Source organism: Bradyrhizobium diazoefficiens, assembly GCF_016616235.1.
Classification (GTDB): Bacteria; Pseudomonadota; Alphaproteobacteria; order Rhizobiales; family Xanthobacteraceae; genus Bradyrhizobium; species Bradyrhizobium diazoefficiens_H.
Window position 1 is genome coordinate 97,776 of sequence record NZ_CP067100.1, and the last position, 14,524, is coordinate 112,299.

The following is a 14,524-nucleotide window of genomic DNA, read 5'->3' on the forward strand; positions in this document are numbered from 1 at the left end:
AAGCACTCAGGGTGTCGTCCCCGCGAAGGCGGGGACCCATAACCACAGGGTGCAGTTGCGGCGCGAGACTGGTAACTCCGAGTCTTTGCCAAACCGGGTTCCTGTGGTTATGGGTCCTGATCTGCGCGCGCTTAAGGCGCGCTTGTCTGGGACGACGGCGGTGCTTGAGCCGCAACAAAAAAGCCCCGGCTCGCGCCGGGGCTTTGATGTTCGCGAAACGAAAGCTTCGCTTACTTGTTCTCGCCGCGGTTCTTGAGCGCGGTGCCGAGGATGTCGCCGAGCGTCGCCCCCGAATCGGAGGAGCCGTACTGCGCGATGGCTTCCTTCTCTTCGGCGACTTCGAGCGCCTTGATCGACACCTGAACCTTGCGGGCCTTCTTGTCGAACTGGATCACGCGGGCATCGACCTTCTCGCCGACGGCGAACCGTTCGGCGCGCTGGTCGTTGCGGTCACGCGCAAGCTCCGAGCGCTTGACGAAGGTGGTGAAGTCGGTACCGGCGATCTTCACCTCGATGCCGCTCTCCTTCACTTCGAGCACTTCGCAGGTCACGACCGCGCCCTTCTTGACATCGCCCGGCTCGGCGAAGGGGTCGCCTTCAAGTTGTTTGATTCCGAGAGAAATGCGCTCCTTCTCGACGTCCACATCGAGCACCACGGCCTTGACCATGTCGCCCTTCTTGTAGTTGTCGATCACCTGCTCGCCCGGAAGCTTCCAGTCGAGGTCGGAGAGATGGACCATGCCGTCGACGTCGCCCTCGAGACCCAGGAACAGACCGAACTCGGTCTTGTTCTTGACCTCGCCCTCGACCACCGAACCGGTCGGGTGACCTTCGACGAAGACCTCCCACGGGTTGCGCATGGTCTGCTTGAGACCGAGCGAGATGCGGCGCTTGACGGAATCGACTTCCAGCACCTGCACGTCGACTTCCTGCGAGGTCGACACGATCTTGCCGGGGTGCATGTTCTTCTTGGTCCACGACATCTCGGAGACGTGGATCAGGCCTTCGATGCCCGGCTCGAGCTCGACGAACGCGCCGTAGTCGGTGATGTTGGTGACGCGGCCGGTGAAGCGGGCACCCAGCGGGTACTTGGCTTCGATGCCCTGCCATGGGTCGTCCAGCAGCTGCTTCATGCCCAGCGAGATGCGGTGCGTCTCGTGGTTGATCTTGATGATCTTGACCTTCACGGTCTGGCCGATCGAGAGCACCTCGGTCGGGTGGTTGACGCGGCGCCACGCGATGTCGGTGACGTGCAGCAGGCCGTCGATGCCGCCGAGATCAACGAACGCACCGTAATCGGTGATGTTCTTGACCACGCCGTCGATGACCTGACCCTCTTCGAGGTTCTGCACCAGCTCCTGGCGCTGCTCGGCGCGGGTCTCTTCCAACACCGTGCGGCGGGAGACGACGATGTTGCCGCGGCGGCGGTCCATCTTGAGGATCTGGAACGGCTGCGAGTTGTTCATCAGCGGCGCAACGTCGCGGATCGGACGGATGTCGACCTGCGAGCGCGGCAGGAAGGCCACGGCACCGTCGAGGTCGACGGTGAAGCCGCCCTTGACCTGGTTGAAGATGACGCCGTTGACCTTCTCGTTGTTCTGGAAGGCCTTCTCGAGCTTGCCCCAGCTCTCTTCGCGGCGCGCCTTGTCGCGCGACAACACGGCTTCGCCGAGGGCGTTCTCGATGCGATCGAGGAACACTTCCACCTCGTCGCCGACCTTGATCTCGCTGTCACGGCCGGGGCCGGAAAATTCGCGCAGGGCGACGCGGCCCTCGGTCTTCAGGCCGACGTCGATGACGGCCATGTCCTTTTCAATTGCAACCACCTTGCCCTTGACGACGGAGCTCTCCTGCAGGTTGCCACCTGCGAAGGACTCGTCGAGCATCGCGGCGAAATCGTCACGCGACGGGCTATAGGTATCAGCAGAAGTCGAAGCCATTTGTTCTCCAGTTGCGGAAGTATGCCGGCCGTTGGGTTCATGGGCGTATCGGGCGCGCAGTGTCGGAAGGTCCACAAAACCTTCGAGCGACCGCTCGTTGCCCCGGCCGAAGGACCGGAACAGCGGCAGCGGGCCGGCTGAGGCCCGCGCGTTCGATACGTGGAAATCTTATGTCCGGAGCCGGGATCGCGTCAGTCCCAAACAGGGACCGAGAGTATCGACCTCAAAGAGCGGGAGCGGGCGCTTCCTCCAATGACGGCTGCGGCTTAACCCCGCGACCGGCCCGCTCGGACAGCCTCGATAATGTCGATGGCGGCCCGGACGCCGCCTTCTATATCCAGTTGGGAGTTATCTAGCAAGTAAGCATCCGCGGCCGGCTTTAAAGGCGCAATCGGCCGGTTCTTGTCGCGCTCGTCGCGCCGGATGATGTCGGCCAGCACCGCCGCCTCGTCTACCTCCTCGCCCCTCGCCCTCGCCTCCATGGTGCGGCGGCGGGCGCGGACCCTGGGGTCGGCGATGACGAAAATCTTCACGTCGGCGTGGGGGCAGATCACGGTTCCAATATCCCGGCCGTCGAGCACGGCGCCGGGCGGATCGGCGGCGAATTGCCGCTGGAAATTGACCAGGACTTCGCGAACCCTGGGGATGGCGGAGACGATGGAGGCGCCCTCGCCGGCCTCCTGGGTCTTCAGGGCGGGATTGCCGAACTTTTCGGGATCGAGTTCCAATGCAGCCTGCACCGCGGCCGCCTCGTCCGTCAGTTCGTGGCCGGACTGCATCAGGGCGTAGGCCACCGCGCGGTAGATTACGCCGGTATCGAGGTGACGGTAACCGTAATGATGGGCGAGACGCTTGCCGAGTGTCCCCTTGCCCGAGGCGGCGGGACCGTCGATGGCGATGATCATGAAAACTCGGCCCCAAGTGAACGCATCATCGGAATGAAGTCCGGGAAACTAGTGGCGATGAAGGCGGTGTCGTCGACGGTCACCGGCTGGTCGGAGGCGCAGCCCATCACCAGCGCGGACATCGCGATGCGGTGGTCCATATGGGTGGCGACAGTGCCGCCGCCGGGGACATGGCCGCGGCCGTCGACGATGAGATCGTCGCCGGAGATCTCCACCTTGACGCCGTTGACGCGCAGCATGGCGGCGGTGGCCTCGAGACGGTCGGATTCCTTGACGCGCAGCTCCTGCAGGCCGCGCATGATCGTCGTGCCCTCGGCGAAGGAGGCCGCGACCGCGAGCACCAGATATTCGTCGATCATCGACGGCGCCCGCTGCGGCGGGACCACAACGCCGCGCAGCTTTGAGGCGCGCACGCGCAGGCCTGCCATCGGCTCGCCGGCATCGCCGCGGACTTCGCTTTCCTCGATCGAGGCGCCCATTTCGCGCAGCGTCGTGAACAGGCCCGTGCGCAGCGGATTGGTCATGACGTCGGACAGAATGACATCGGAGCCTTCGACGATCAGTGCCGCAACGATGGGGAACGCCGCCGAGGAGGGATCGGCGGGCACCACCACAGTGGCGCCATGCAGCTCGGGCTGGCCTACGAGCGTGATGCGGCGGCCATGCTGGCCTTCCTGCACCGAGCTGATCTCCGCGCCAAAATGCTTCAGCATCAGCTCGGTGTGGTCGCGGCTGGCCTCGCTCTCGATCACGGTGGTGGTGCCCGGCGCGGCGAGGCCCGCCAGCAGCACGGCCGATTTGATCTGGGCGGAGGCGACCGGGGTCTTGTAGGTGATCGGCAGCGGATCGCGCGCGCCCTGGACGGTCAGCGGCAGACGGCCGCCCTCGCCGCCGGATACGACCCTCGCGCCCATCTTTTCCAGCGGATCGAGGATCCGGCGCATCGGGCGGCTGCGCAGCGAGGCATCGCCGTCGAACACCGCCGAGATCGGGCAGCCGGCAACGGCACCCATGACCAGCCGGCAGCCGGTGCCGGAATTGCCGAAATCCAGCGCCGCCTTGGGCTGGGCAAAGCCGGCGACGCCGACGCCGTTCACCTTCCAGGCAAAATCGCCGGTGCGCTCGACCTTGGCGCCGAGCGCCTGCATGGATCTGGCGGTGTTGAGGACGTCCTCGCCCTCAAGCAGGCCCGAAACTCTGGTCTCGCCGACCGCGAGCGCGCCCAGAATGAGCGCGCGGTGGGAGATCGACTTGTCCCCGGGCACCCGTACTTTTCCGGTCAGGGGACCACTGGCGCGCGACTGAAGCGGCGTCGGTTTATCGGAATGGGTCAAGATTGTGTCCTTGGATGCGCCCTTGAGGCTGGGGGCAGGTACCACATGGTCTCCCAGCCGTCACGGGCATGTCGTTCTCCCGTAATGCGCTATTGACAGCGGGCCGCCAACTAGCCAAGTGAAGCACCGCTTTTCAGACATTCCCAGGATTGTTGCCGTGGCCAAGTCCGAACTCGGAACCAAACGTATTTGCCCGACCACGGGCAAGAAGTTCTATGACCTCAACAAGAATCCGGTGATCTCGCCCTATACCGGCGAAGTCGTGCCGATCGCGCCCGTGGCTCCGGCCCGCGCGCCCCGCGGCGCCGAAGCACGGCACGCTGCGGCAGCCGATACCACGCCGGAGCCGGCCGAGGCCGAAGAGCTGGTCTCCCTCGAGGAGGCCGATGCCGAGGAGAACACCGGCAAGGTCAAGGCCGTGGTGCCCGAATCGGAAGACGACATCGAGGTCGACGAGACCCTCGACGACGACGATGACGATGATTCGACCTTCATCCCCGACGAAGAAGAGGGCGATGAGGATGTCACCGACATCATTGGTGATGTCGGGGGTGATGAAGAGACTTGAGATAATTCCAGAACTGTGGTTCTGGGTCTTTCCCGACGCGCTGCCCAAGGTGCGTCGGTCGGTTAAGGGGCCATAGCTCAGCTGGGAGAGCGCTTGCATGGCATGCAAGAGGTCGGCGGTTCGATCCCGCCTGGCTCCACCACGCTTCGCCCTTCGGGCTACGCGTGGCGCAGCCACGGGGAGCCTGAAGGGCGAAGCGTGGTGTCCGGCGAAGCCCGCAGGGCGAAGACGGACTGTTGGACGCCGCCTATCCTTCGCCTCTCTCCGTGCGAACCGTCGATGTGGTACGTCTACATCATCCGCAGCATCGAGTTTCCTGATCAGGAATACGTTGGCGCGACCGAGGATTTGAAGCGACGGCTCCCGGAGCACAACGCCGGCAAATCCACCCACACCGCCAAGTTCAAGCCATGGAAACTAATCTGGTACTGCGCTTTCCCTGACAAGCTCAGAGCCTAGCGTTCGAGAAATACCTCAAGTCACACTCCGGCCGCGCCTTCTCGAAAAAGCGGCTCTGCTAATTTCCCCTACTCCCCGATCACCGCATTCAGCCGGTCGCGCAGCGCGACGATCTCATCCTTCATCGCCACCAGTTCCGACACCGAGCAATCCGACGCCGCCAGGATCGACTGCGGCACGCTGCGCGCTTTCTCCTTCAGCGCGTGACCCTGCGGCGTCAGCGCGATCAGGACCTGACGTTCGTCCTCGCGCGAACGGGTGCGCCGGACCAGATGGGCGGCCTCTAGCCGCTTCAGCAGCGGCGTCAGCGTGCCCGAATCCAGGAACAGTCTTTCGCCGATGTCCTTGACCGGGACATCATCGCGCTCCCACAGCACCAGCATGACCAGATATTGCGGATAGGTCAGGTTGAGGCGCTCGAGCAGCGGCTTGTAGACGCGATTGAAGGCGTGCGCGGCCGAATAGACCGCGAAGCAGATCTGGTTGTCGAGACGAAGCGGATCCAGGGTCGATGATTTCCGGGCCATGGCGAATCTCACGGGATTTTGCCTGCATTGTGGGACCGGGCGGCCGGACATTCAATCGCGAACAATTAAATGTGAGGCGTGCAAATTTCAATTGTGTACAATCTAATTGTTTGCGATAGAGATTCCACCCCAACCCGAAGACCTGAGGAGACGAAAATGTCCGTGAACGTGCTCTACAAGACCAGCGCCAAAGCCACCGGCGGCCGCAACGGCCATGCTGCCACCCTCGACGGCGCGCTCGACGTCAAGCTCACCACGCCGAAGGAGCTCGGCGGTGGCGGCGGCGCCGGCAACAATCCCGAGCAGCTGTTTGCGGCCGGCTATGCCGCCTGCTTCATCGGCGCGATGAAGTTCGTGGCTTCGCAGGGCGGGCCGAAGGTTCCGGCCGACGCCTCCGTCACCTCCACCGTCGGCATCGGCCCGCGCTCCGAGGGCGGCTTCGGTCTCGACATCGACCTCGCCGTCTCGCTGCCGGGCCTTGCCCGTGCCGAAGCCGAGGCGCTGGTCGAGAAGGCGCACCAGGTGTGCCCCTACTCCAATGCCACGCGCGGCAATGTCGACGTTCGCCTGACGGTCGTCTGATCGAAGCTACGGATCGGCTGGCCCGGGATCCTCCTCGGGCCGGCCGCTTCCGTCTGATTTGCCAAATCTTGATTTGCCACCTCCCGGGATTGGCGCGCTCCAGTGCATGCGGCCCCACGTTCGGCGCCATTGCTGGCGCCCGCGAACCTCGCTAGGCCTGTGTTCAAACATCGACACAGGAAAGCGAAGGCATGACTGAAACCGCCAGTTCTGGAGCAGCAACCGGCGCAATGAGCGGGCTGCGCGTCATCGATCTCACGCGCGTGCTCGGCGGTCCCTACTGCACCCAGATCCTCGCCGACCATGGCGCCGACGTGATCAAGGTCGAGCCGCCCGCCGGCGACGAGGTGCGCGACTGGGGCCCTCCCTTCCACGAGGAGGACGCGGCCTATTTCATCGGCATCAACCGCAACAAGCGCTCGATCGGCCTCGACCTCGCCTCTGAGGGCGGCCGAATCGTGCTGCTCAAGATGCTGGAGACGGCCGACGTCCTGATCGAGAATTTCAAGCCGGGCACGCTGGAGAAATGGGGCATCGGCAACGACGTTCTCAGCGAGAAATTCCCGCGCCTGGTGCATTGCCGGATCTGCGGCTTCGGCGCCGACGGCCCGCGCGGCGGCAATCCCGGCTATGACGCCATCATCCAGGCCATGACCGGCATGATCGCGGCGACCGGCTCGCCGGAGAGCGGCCCGATGCGGATCGGCGTGCCGCTGGTGGACATCACCACCGGCCTCTACGCGGCGATCGGCATTTTGATGGCGCTGTCGGAGCGGCAGCGCTCCGGCAAGGGCCAGTTCCTGGAGACGACGCTGTACGAGACCGGCCTTGCCATCATGCATCCGCACACCGCGAACTATTTCATGCATGGCAAGCCGCCGTCGCTCACCGGCAACGAGCATCCGAACCTCGTGCCGTACGCGATCTTCCCGACGAAAACCGACAACATCTTCATTGGTGTCGGCAATGACGGCACCTTCCGCAAGCTCGCCAAGGAGATCGGCAAGCCCGAGCTCGGCACCGACCCGCGCTTTGCCCGCAACAAGGACCGCATCGCCAATCGCGAGGCGCTGCGCGCCGAGCTTGCCGCGGTGTTCAGCCAGCACGAGGCCGAGCCGCTGTGCAATCGCCTGCTCGCGGCTGGGCTCCCTGCGGGCCCCGTGCAGAAGATCGACCAGGCCTTGACCAACCCGCACACGATCGCGCGCGGCGATGTCATCGAGAAGGACTGGTACAAAGGCGTGGCCTCGCCGATCCGGCTCGATCGCAGCAAGCCGAGCCTGCGCCGCCTGCCGCCGAAATTCAGCCAGCACGCCCAGGAGGTGCTGGGCGAGTTCGGGTACTCCAAGACCGAGATCGACGCGCTGGTCGCGAAAGGCACGGTCTGCGGCCCCGAGCGCAAGCGTTAGTCAGAACAAATCGAGCGGCAGCGCAGGTGCGCTCCCTCCCCCGCTTGCGGGGAGGGCCGGGGAGAGGGTGTCTCCGCAATGGGACAATCCCCCAGAGGAGAGAGCCCTCACCCGCGCCTTCGGCGCGACCTCTCCCGCAGGCTTGCGGGAGAGGTTTTCGAGCTCGCCGCCCGACCGTCAGCCTAACAACAAATGATGCCGCACTGCGGCGCGACCTGCGCATGTGCAGCGCGAACGGAGGAGGCGCGTTCGCCTATTTGACGGCTTCCTTTCGGCAGCGCTTGCCGCTTTCGTATCTCCCGCTTACACAGTCACGTGAACGTCATATGGCGCTGCTAGCGCAAGCGATCTTTTTGACGGCCCAAGGGAGGTTTCTTGATGGCTCTTCGACACTTTGGCGCGGCTGCCGCTCTCGCAGTCACGGTTGGCATGACCGCCTCGCCGGCCCTCGCCGTGACAGAAATCCAGTGGTGGCACGCGATGACCGGCGCCAACAACGACGTCATCGTCAAGCTCGCCAACGACTTCAACGCCGCGCAGAGCGACTACAAGGTCATCCCGACCTACAAGGGTAACTACGCCGACACCATGAACGCCGGCATCGCGGCCTTCCGCGCCGGCAACGCGCCGCACATCATGCAGGTGTTCGAAGTCGGCACCGCGACCATGATGGCTGCGACCGGCGCCGTGAAGCCGGTCTACAAGCTGATGGCCGAGACCGGCGAGAAGTTCGATCCCAAGGCCTATTTGCCCGCGATCACCGGCTACTACTCCACCTCGAAAGGCGAGATGCTGTCCTTCCCGTTCAACTCGTCATCGACGGTGATGTGGGTCAATCTCGACGAGCTCAAGAAGGCCAATGTCGAGATCCCGAAGACCTGGCCCGAAGTGTTCGAGGCCGCCAAGAAGCTGCACGCCAACGGCCATCCGACCTGCGGCTTCTCCGGCTCCTGGGTGACCTGGGTCAATCTCGAGCAGCTCTCCGCCTGGCACAACGTGCCGCTCGCCAGCAAGGCCAACGGCCTCGACGGTTTCGATACCGTGCTCGAGTTCAACGGCCCGCTCCAGGTCAAGCACCTCGAGAACCTCGTCGAGCTCCAAAAGGACAAGACCTACGACTATGCCGGCCGCACCAACACCGGCGAAGGCCGCTTCACCTCCGGCGAATGCCCGATCTATCTGACCTCGTCGGCCTTCTTCGGCAACGTCAAGGCGCAGGCCAAGTTCGCCTTCAACGCCGTGCCGATGCCCTACTATCCGGACGTCAAGGGCGCACCGCAGAACTCGATCATCGGCGGCGCCTCGCTCTGGGTCATGGGCGGCAAGTCGGCCGACGAATACAAGGGCGTCGCGAAATTCCTGACCTTCCTCTCCGACACTGACCGTCAGGTCTACATCCACAAGGCCTCGGGCTATCTGCCGATCACCAAGGCAGCCTATGACAAGGCCAAGGCGGAAGGCTTCTACAAGGATCAGCCCTATCTCGAGACCCCGCTGCTCGAGCTGACCAACAAGGAGCCGACCGAGAATTCCCGCGGCCTGCGCCTCGGCAACATGGTTCAGCTGCGTGACGTCTGGTCGGAAGAGATCGAGCAGGCGCTCGCCGGCAAGAAGACCGCCAAGCAGGCGCTCGATGCCGCCGTCGAGCGCGGCAACACAATGCTGCGTCAGTTCGAAAAGACCGCCGTAAAATAAGGCCAAGGCGTCGGCGGGTCGCATGATCCGCCGGCGCCGCCTCATCATGCAAAAGCAGGCGATTTTCCGGTCAAAGCTGTTGCCCTACGCGCTGGTTGCCCCGCAACTCGCGATCGTCTTGATTTTCTTCTACTGGCCCGCCCTGCAGGCGGTGATCCAGTCCTTCCTGCTCCAGGACGCCTTTGGCCTGTCAACCAGCTTCGTCTGGTTCGACAATTACGTCGAGCTTCTTAGGGACCGCGCCTATTTCGAGGCGATCGTCCGCACCTTCTTCTTCTCGTTTGCCATCGCCGTGTCGTCGCTGTCCTTCGCGCTGCTGCTCGCGGTGATGGCGGACAAGCCGCTGCGCGGCTCGACGCTTTACCGCACACTGCTGATCTGGCCCTATGCGGTCGCGCCGCCGGTGGTCGGCGTGCTCTGGATCTTCATGCTGCATCCCTCGCTCGGCGTGCTCTCGCGCTATCTGCGCGGCCTCGGCATCGACTGGAATCCGCTGCTCGACGGCAATCAGGCGGCCGCGCTGATCATCCTCGCCGCCGCGTGGAAGCAGATCTCCTATAATTTCCTGTTCTTCCTCGCCGGCCTCCAGAGCATCCCGAAAAGCGTGATCGAGGCCGCCGCGATCGACGGCGCGCGTCCGATGCGGCGGTTCTGGACCGTGATCTTCCCGCTGCTGTCGCCGACCATCTTCTTCCTGCTGGTGGTCAACATCGTCTACGCCTTCTTCGACACCTTCGGCATCATCGACACCATGACCCGCGGCGGGCCCGGCACATCGACCGTGACGCTGGTCTACAAGGTCTATTCGGACGGCCTGCTCGGCGGCAATCTCGGCAGTTCGGCGGCGCAATCGGTGATCCTGATGATCATGGTCATCGTGCTCACGGGCATCCAGTTCCGCTTCGTCGAACGCAAGGTGACCTACTGATGGTCGAGGAAGAGGGTATCAGGCGCTACATCGCTCACGCCATCCTCTGGATCGGGATCGCGATCGTCGCGTTCCCGGTCTACATCGCCATCGTCGCCTCGACCCAGGACAACGCGCTGATCGCCAACGGCCAGATGTCGCTGCTGCCGGGCGGTCATTTCTTCGAGGTCTACTACCAGACCATCTTCGTCGGCACGAGCGGCTCGACCCGCGAGCCGGTCGGCAACATGATGCTGAACTCGCTGGTGATGGCGCTGGCGATCGCGATCGGCAAGATCGCGATCTCGATCATCTCGGCCTATGCGATCGTGTATTTCCGCTTTCCATTCCGGATGCCGATCTTCTGGATCATCTTCATCACGCTGATGCTGCCGGTCGAGGTGCGCATCTATCCGACCTACAAGATCGTCGCCGATCTGCACATGCTCGACAGCTATGCCGGCCTGTCGCTGCCGCTGATCGCGTCGGCCACCGCGACGCTGTTATTCCGCCAGTTCTTCATGACGGTGCCGGATGAATTGCTGGAGGCCTCGCGCATCGATGGCGCCGGCCCCTTGCGCTTCTTCTGGGATACGTTGCTGCCGCTGTCGCGCACCAACATGGCGGCGCTGTTCGTGATCCTGTTCATCCTCGGCTGGAATCAATATCTCTGGCCGCTGCTGATCACCACGCGCGACGACATGCAGACCATCCAGGTCGGCATCCGCAAGATGATCACCACCACCGATGCGCTGACCGAATGGCCGATCGTGATGGCCACGGCCGTGCTGGCGATGCTGCCGCCGGTGTTCGTCGTCGTCGCGATGCAGAAATTGTTCGTGCGCGGCCTGGTCGAGACAGAGAAGTAGAGAGTTATGGCTAACGTCACCCTGCGCAACGTCCGCAAGACCTATACCGGCGGCTTCGAGGCCATCAAGGGCGTCGACGTCGATGTCGGCGACGGCCAGTTCTGCGTGCTGGTCGGCCCCTCCGGTTGCGGCAAGTCCACGCTGCTGCGCATGGTCGCAGGGCTCGAGACCGTCACCGGCGGCGAGATCGACATCGGCGGCAAGGTCGTCAACCAGGTCGAGCCTGCCGACCGCGACATCGCGATGGTGTTCCAGAACTACGCGCTCTATCCACATATGAGCGTCTACAACAACATGGCCTACGGCCTGCGCAACCGCGGCATGAAAGAGGCCGAGGTCAAGACCCGCGTCGAGGAGGCCGCCCGCGTGCTCGAGCTCTCGCCGATGCTGGAGCGCAAGCCGCGCCAGCTCTCGGGCGGTCAGCGCCAGCGCGTCGCCATGGGCCGCGCCATCGTGCGCCAGCCCAAAGTGTTCCTGTTCGACGAGCCGCTGTCGAACCTGGATGCCAAGCTGCGCATCGCGATGCGGGTCGAGATCCGCAAATTGCAGCGCCGGCTCAATACGACCTCGATCTACGTCACCCACGACCAGCTGGAAGCAATGACGCTCGCCGACATTCTCGTCGTGATGAATGGCGGCCAGGTCGAGCAAGTCGGCAATCCGCTTGCGATCTACGAGAAGCCGGCAACCACCTTCGTCGCCTCCTTCATCGGCGCTCCGCCGATGAACCTGATGTCGACACGTCCCGACGAGATCAAGTCGCAGCTCGGCGGCAGCGCTGTTGAGGCCGGCATCCTCGGCATCCGCCCGGAAGATTTTGTCATCACCGACGAGACGCCGGCCGGCGGCGTCGCGCTGCCCCTGACGGTCGAAGCCATAGAGCGCGTCGGCGCGGAAACCTTTGTCTACGGCTCGCGCGCGCAGGACGAGCAGCGCATCGCCGCCACGCCGGGCGAGCTGCCGCCCGGCGAGGTCATTGTGCGGATTCCCGGCACTGAAGCTCCCGCTATCGGCGAGACTATCCGGGTCGCGGCGGTGCGAGCGAAGCTGCACCTTTTCAGTGGTGACGGCCGGGCGCGGATCGAGGCCTGAGCGGTTCCGAGGGGCCGACCGACAAGAAGTCCGAAAACAACCCCATGCACAGTAGAACTGCGCTTGTTTTCGTTGAAGAAATGACGCCGCAATTCGGCATGCCCTGACTTGTCCCGCCACGACGATCCGGCAGCATCTGGGGCCAGCATGGCCCATCCACAGCTCCCCGCTACGTCCTTGAACCGACAGGGGGATATGACCATATTGCTGACCAAGGGGCGCCGTTCGGGCCCTGAAATGTCAAAGTCGCTTTCTGCGAGGACTTTGTAAACTATGTCTCGTGTTCCCACCCTTTCCAGTCCGTTCCTGCTGGGCTTCGATGAGATCGAGCGCGTGCTCGATCGCGTCGTCAAAGGCGCCGACGGTTATCCTCCCTACAATATCGAGAGGTGTGACCGCACGGATGGCCAGCCCGAGCGGTTGCGCATCACGCTGGCGGTCGCCGGATTCACCCGCGACCAACTCGATGTAACCATTGAGGAAAACCAGCTCGTCATTCGCGGGCGGCAGCAGGACGACAAGACCCGGCAATACATCCATCGCGGCATCGCCGCGCGCCACTTCCAGCGCACCTTCGTGCTGGCGGAAGGGATGCTGGTGCTGGGTGCGGATCTGAAAAACGGGTTGTTATCGATTGATCTGGCCCGGCCGGAACCGGAGAGGATCGTTAAGACAATCGCTATCAATGAGCACGAATAATGGAACGAGTAGCGGACTCGACCGCTTAGTTCGAGAGAGGAGTCGAGACCATGAGTGAAGGTCACGTTGCGTTCGAATACGAAGCCAAGAACGTCTCGCCCGAGACGCTGGCAACCCTCGGCGAAGGTCACATCGCGTATGTGAAGCAGATCCGCTCCGAGGACGTGCCGGGCCTGTTTCCCGAAGCCCCGAAAATCGCGCCGGGCCTCAAGCTGTTCGCGCTCCACTCTGCCGACGGCACGCCGATCATGCTGACCGACAGCCGCGAAGCCGCGATCGCCAACGCCTGGAGCAACGAGCTGCAAGCGGTGAGCGTGCACTAAGCGCGCGCGTCGCGCGACGAACAGAGATTCAAGCGGGCATGCCTTCGTGAAGGCGTGCCCGTTTTGCTTTCGCAACTCATCGTTGCTAGACGATCGCGATGAACAAGCTTGATCCCATCCTGCTTTCCCACTCAGACATGTCGCGCGGCGAGCCTCTCATGGAAGCTGTGCTCGCACTTAACAACAGCCACGCGCAGGAGCTTTCATGGCTTGAACTTGAGCGGCTGCGGAATCTCGTCGAACAGGCCTTCTACGCCAGAAGGATCGGAAATCTCGATGCATTCCTGATCGCGCTCGATCAGGACGGACAATACGACAGCCCGAACTTCCTGTGGTTCCGGTCGCGCTATGCCCGCTTCGTCTACATCGACCGGATTGCCGTCGCGCATTCTGCGCGCGGGAGAGGATGCGCTCGACGTCTCTACTCCGACCTGCTCGATCGCGCCGCGCAGGCAGGCCACGACCGCATTGTCTGCGAGGTCAATCGGGAGCCGCCGAACCCGGCCTCGGACGCTTTTCACGAGATGCTGGGGTTCATTGAAATCGGCAGCGCAACCATCCACAATGGCAGCAAGACGGTGCGCTATCTTTCGCGCACCCTCTAAGACGCGCTCAGAGAAAGCAGATCGGTCGCTTACGCCGCCGTCGCCGGCGGCAGGGCCAGCACCGAATAGATCGCCTGGGCATCGCGCGAGGCGCGGAGCTTCTTGGCGATGTCCTGGTCGCGCAGGAGGCGGGCGATGCGGGCGAGCGCCTTGAGGTGATCGGCGCCGGCGCCTTCGGGGGCGAGCAGCAGGAAGACGAGATCGACCGGCTGGCCGTCCATCGCCTCGAAATCGATCGGACGATCGAGGCGTGCGAACAGGCCGAAGATCTTTTCCAGCTTGGGCAGCTTGCCGTGGGGGATGGCGACGCCATAGCCGACTGCGGTGGTGCCGAGCTTCTCGCGCTGGAGCAGCACCTCGAATACGGAGCGTTCGTTCTGCCCGGTCAGCTCGGCGGCCCTGGCCGCGAGCTCCTGCAAGGCCTGCTTCTTGCTGTTGACCTTCAATGCCGGGAGAATCGCCTCGGGTGCGACCAGATCGGTAATCGGCATGGAAGGTTTCCGAGGTGAATTAAACCGTCAGGTTCCGAATTGGCCAGCTTGATAGACCAAGCTAGCCGGCGTCAATAACATGAAGCAGGAGGCGCACTTAGCCCGTTCCTGATGTGGGG

The 14,524-nt window shown here is 63.6% G+C and carries 15 protein-coding genes, 1 tRNA gene and 1 pseudogene; 12 read left to right on the forward strand and 5 right to left on the reverse strand.

Annotation, left to right across the window (positions count from 1 at the left end):
* Positions 1-230: 230 nt before the first annotated feature.
* The 3 genes from rpsA to aroA form a co-directional block, all read right to left on the reverse strand.
* The gene (gene rpsA, locus JJB99_RS00410) at positions 231-1,940 is read right to left on the reverse strand and encodes a 30S ribosomal protein S1 (protein ID WP_200496881.1); all 1,710 of its coding nucleotides are present in this window, start codon (positions 1,938-1,940) and stop codon (positions 231-233) included.
* Between the two features lie 266 nt (positions 1,941-2,206).
* Entirely contained in the window at positions 2,207-2,845 is a 639-nt protein-coding gene (gene cmk, locus JJB99_RS00415; RefSeq protein ID WP_200496882.1) for a (d)CMP kinase, read from the reverse strand.
* A complete protein-coding gene (gene aroA, locus JJB99_RS00420; RefSeq protein WP_200496883.1) occupies positions 2,842-4,179 on the reverse strand; it encodes a 3-phosphoshikimate 1-carboxyvinyltransferase in 1,338 nt (445 codons plus the stop codon). The genes cmk and aroA overlap by 4 nt, the downstream gene beginning before the upstream one ends.
* A 157-nt stretch (positions 4,180-4,336) precedes the next feature.
* On the opposite strand from aroA, the gene JJB99_RS00425 reads away from it, so the two are divergent.
* From JJB99_RS00425 to JJB99_RS00435, 3 genes and pseudogenes are all read left to right on the forward strand, one after another.
* A complete protein-coding gene (locus tag JJB99_RS00425; protein ID WP_200496884.1) occupies positions 4,337-4,747 on the forward strand; it encodes a TIGR02300 family protein in 411 nt (136 codons plus the stop codon).
* Positions 4,748-4,813: 66 nt separating this feature from the next.
* A tRNA-Ala gene (locus JJB99_RS00430) sits at positions 4,814-4,889 on the forward strand.
* Between the two features lie 137 nt (positions 4,890-5,026).
* Positions 5,027-5,268 (forward strand): annotated as a pseudogene (locus tag JJB99_RS00435) (GIY-YIG nuclease family protein).
* A 6-nt stretch (positions 5,269-5,274) separates the two neighbouring features.
* On the opposite strand, the gene JJB99_RS00440 reads toward JJB99_RS00435, so the two are convergent.
* Entirely contained in the window at positions 5,275-5,733 is a 459-nt protein-coding gene (locus JJB99_RS00440; RefSeq protein WP_200496885.1) for a MarR family winged helix-turn-helix transcriptional regulator, read from the reverse strand.
* A 156-nt stretch (positions 5,734-5,889) separates the two neighbouring features.
* Between JJB99_RS00440 and JJB99_RS00445 the strand changes: the two genes are divergently transcribed.
* The 9 genes from JJB99_RS00445 to JJB99_RS00485 all read left to right on the forward strand — a co-directional run bounded on the left by JJB99_RS00445 (position 5,890) and on the right by JJB99_RS00485 (position 13,914).
* On the forward strand, positions 5,890-6,315 hold the full coding sequence (locus JJB99_RS00445; protein ID WP_200496886.1) for an organic hydroperoxide resistance protein: 426 nt from the start codon (positions 5,890-5,892) through the stop codon (positions 6,313-6,315).
* A gap of 191 nt (positions 6,316-6,506) precedes the next feature.
* Positions 6,507-7,724, forward strand: coding sequence for a CaiB/BaiF CoA transferase family protein (locus tag JJB99_RS00450; RefSeq protein ID WP_200496887.1), 1,218 nt, complete (start codon positions 6,507-6,509; stop codon positions 7,722-7,724).
* A 378-nt stretch (positions 7,725-8,102) separates the two neighbouring features.
* Positions 8,103-9,419: a sn-glycerol-3-phosphate ABC transporter substrate-binding protein UgpB gene (ugpB, locus tag JJB99_RS00455; RefSeq protein ID WP_200496888.1), complete on the forward strand. Its 1,317-nt coding sequence runs from the start codon at positions 8,103-8,105 to the stop codon at positions 9,417-9,419.
* A gap of 46 nt (positions 9,420-9,465) precedes the next feature.
* Entirely contained in the window at positions 9,466-10,347 is an 882-nt protein-coding gene (gene ugpA / locus JJB99_RS00460; RefSeq protein ID WP_200499999.1) for a sn-glycerol-3-phosphate ABC transporter permease UgpA, read from the forward strand.
* A complete protein-coding gene (gene ugpE / locus JJB99_RS00465; protein ID WP_200496889.1) occupies positions 10,347-11,195 on the forward strand; it encodes a sn-glycerol-3-phosphate ABC transporter permease UgpE in 849 nt (282 codons plus the stop codon). Before ugpA ends, ugpE begins: the two co-directional genes overlap by 1 nt.
* A gap of 6 nt (positions 11,196-11,201) precedes the next feature.
* Positions 11,202-12,287 (forward strand): sn-glycerol-3-phosphate import ATP-binding protein UgpC, encoded by a 1,086-nt coding sequence (locus tag JJB99_RS00470; RefSeq protein WP_200496890.1) that lies wholly within the window; start codon positions 11,202-11,204, stop codon positions 12,285-12,287.
* Positions 12,288-12,560: 273 nt separating this feature from the next.
* Positions 12,561-12,986 (forward strand): Hsp20 family protein, encoded by a 426-nt coding sequence (locus JJB99_RS00475; protein WP_024338612.1) that lies wholly within the window; start codon positions 12,561-12,563, stop codon positions 12,984-12,986.
* Positions 12,987-13,036: 50 nt separating this feature from the next.
* On the forward strand, positions 13,037-13,309 hold the full coding sequence (locus JJB99_RS00480) for a DUF1150 family protein (protein WP_200496891.1): 273 nt from the start codon (positions 13,037-13,039) through the stop codon (positions 13,307-13,309).
* 137 nt (positions 13,310-13,446) lie between these two features.
* Complete coding sequence (locus JJB99_RS00485; RefSeq protein ID WP_433995805.1) at positions 13,447-13,914, forward strand: GNAT family N-acetyltransferase; 468 nt, start codon at positions 13,447-13,449, stop codon at positions 13,912-13,914.
* A 29-nt stretch (positions 13,915-13,943) separates the two neighbouring features.
* Here JJB99_RS00485 and ptsN read toward each other — a convergent pair whose 3' ends face one another.
* The gene (gene ptsN, locus JJB99_RS00490; protein ID WP_014438750.1) at positions 13,944-14,405 is read right to left on the reverse strand and encodes a PTS IIA-like nitrogen regulatory protein PtsN; all 462 of its coding nucleotides are present in this window, start codon (positions 14,403-14,405) and stop codon (positions 13,944-13,946) included.
* Positions 14,406-14,524 lie beyond the last annotated feature (119 nt).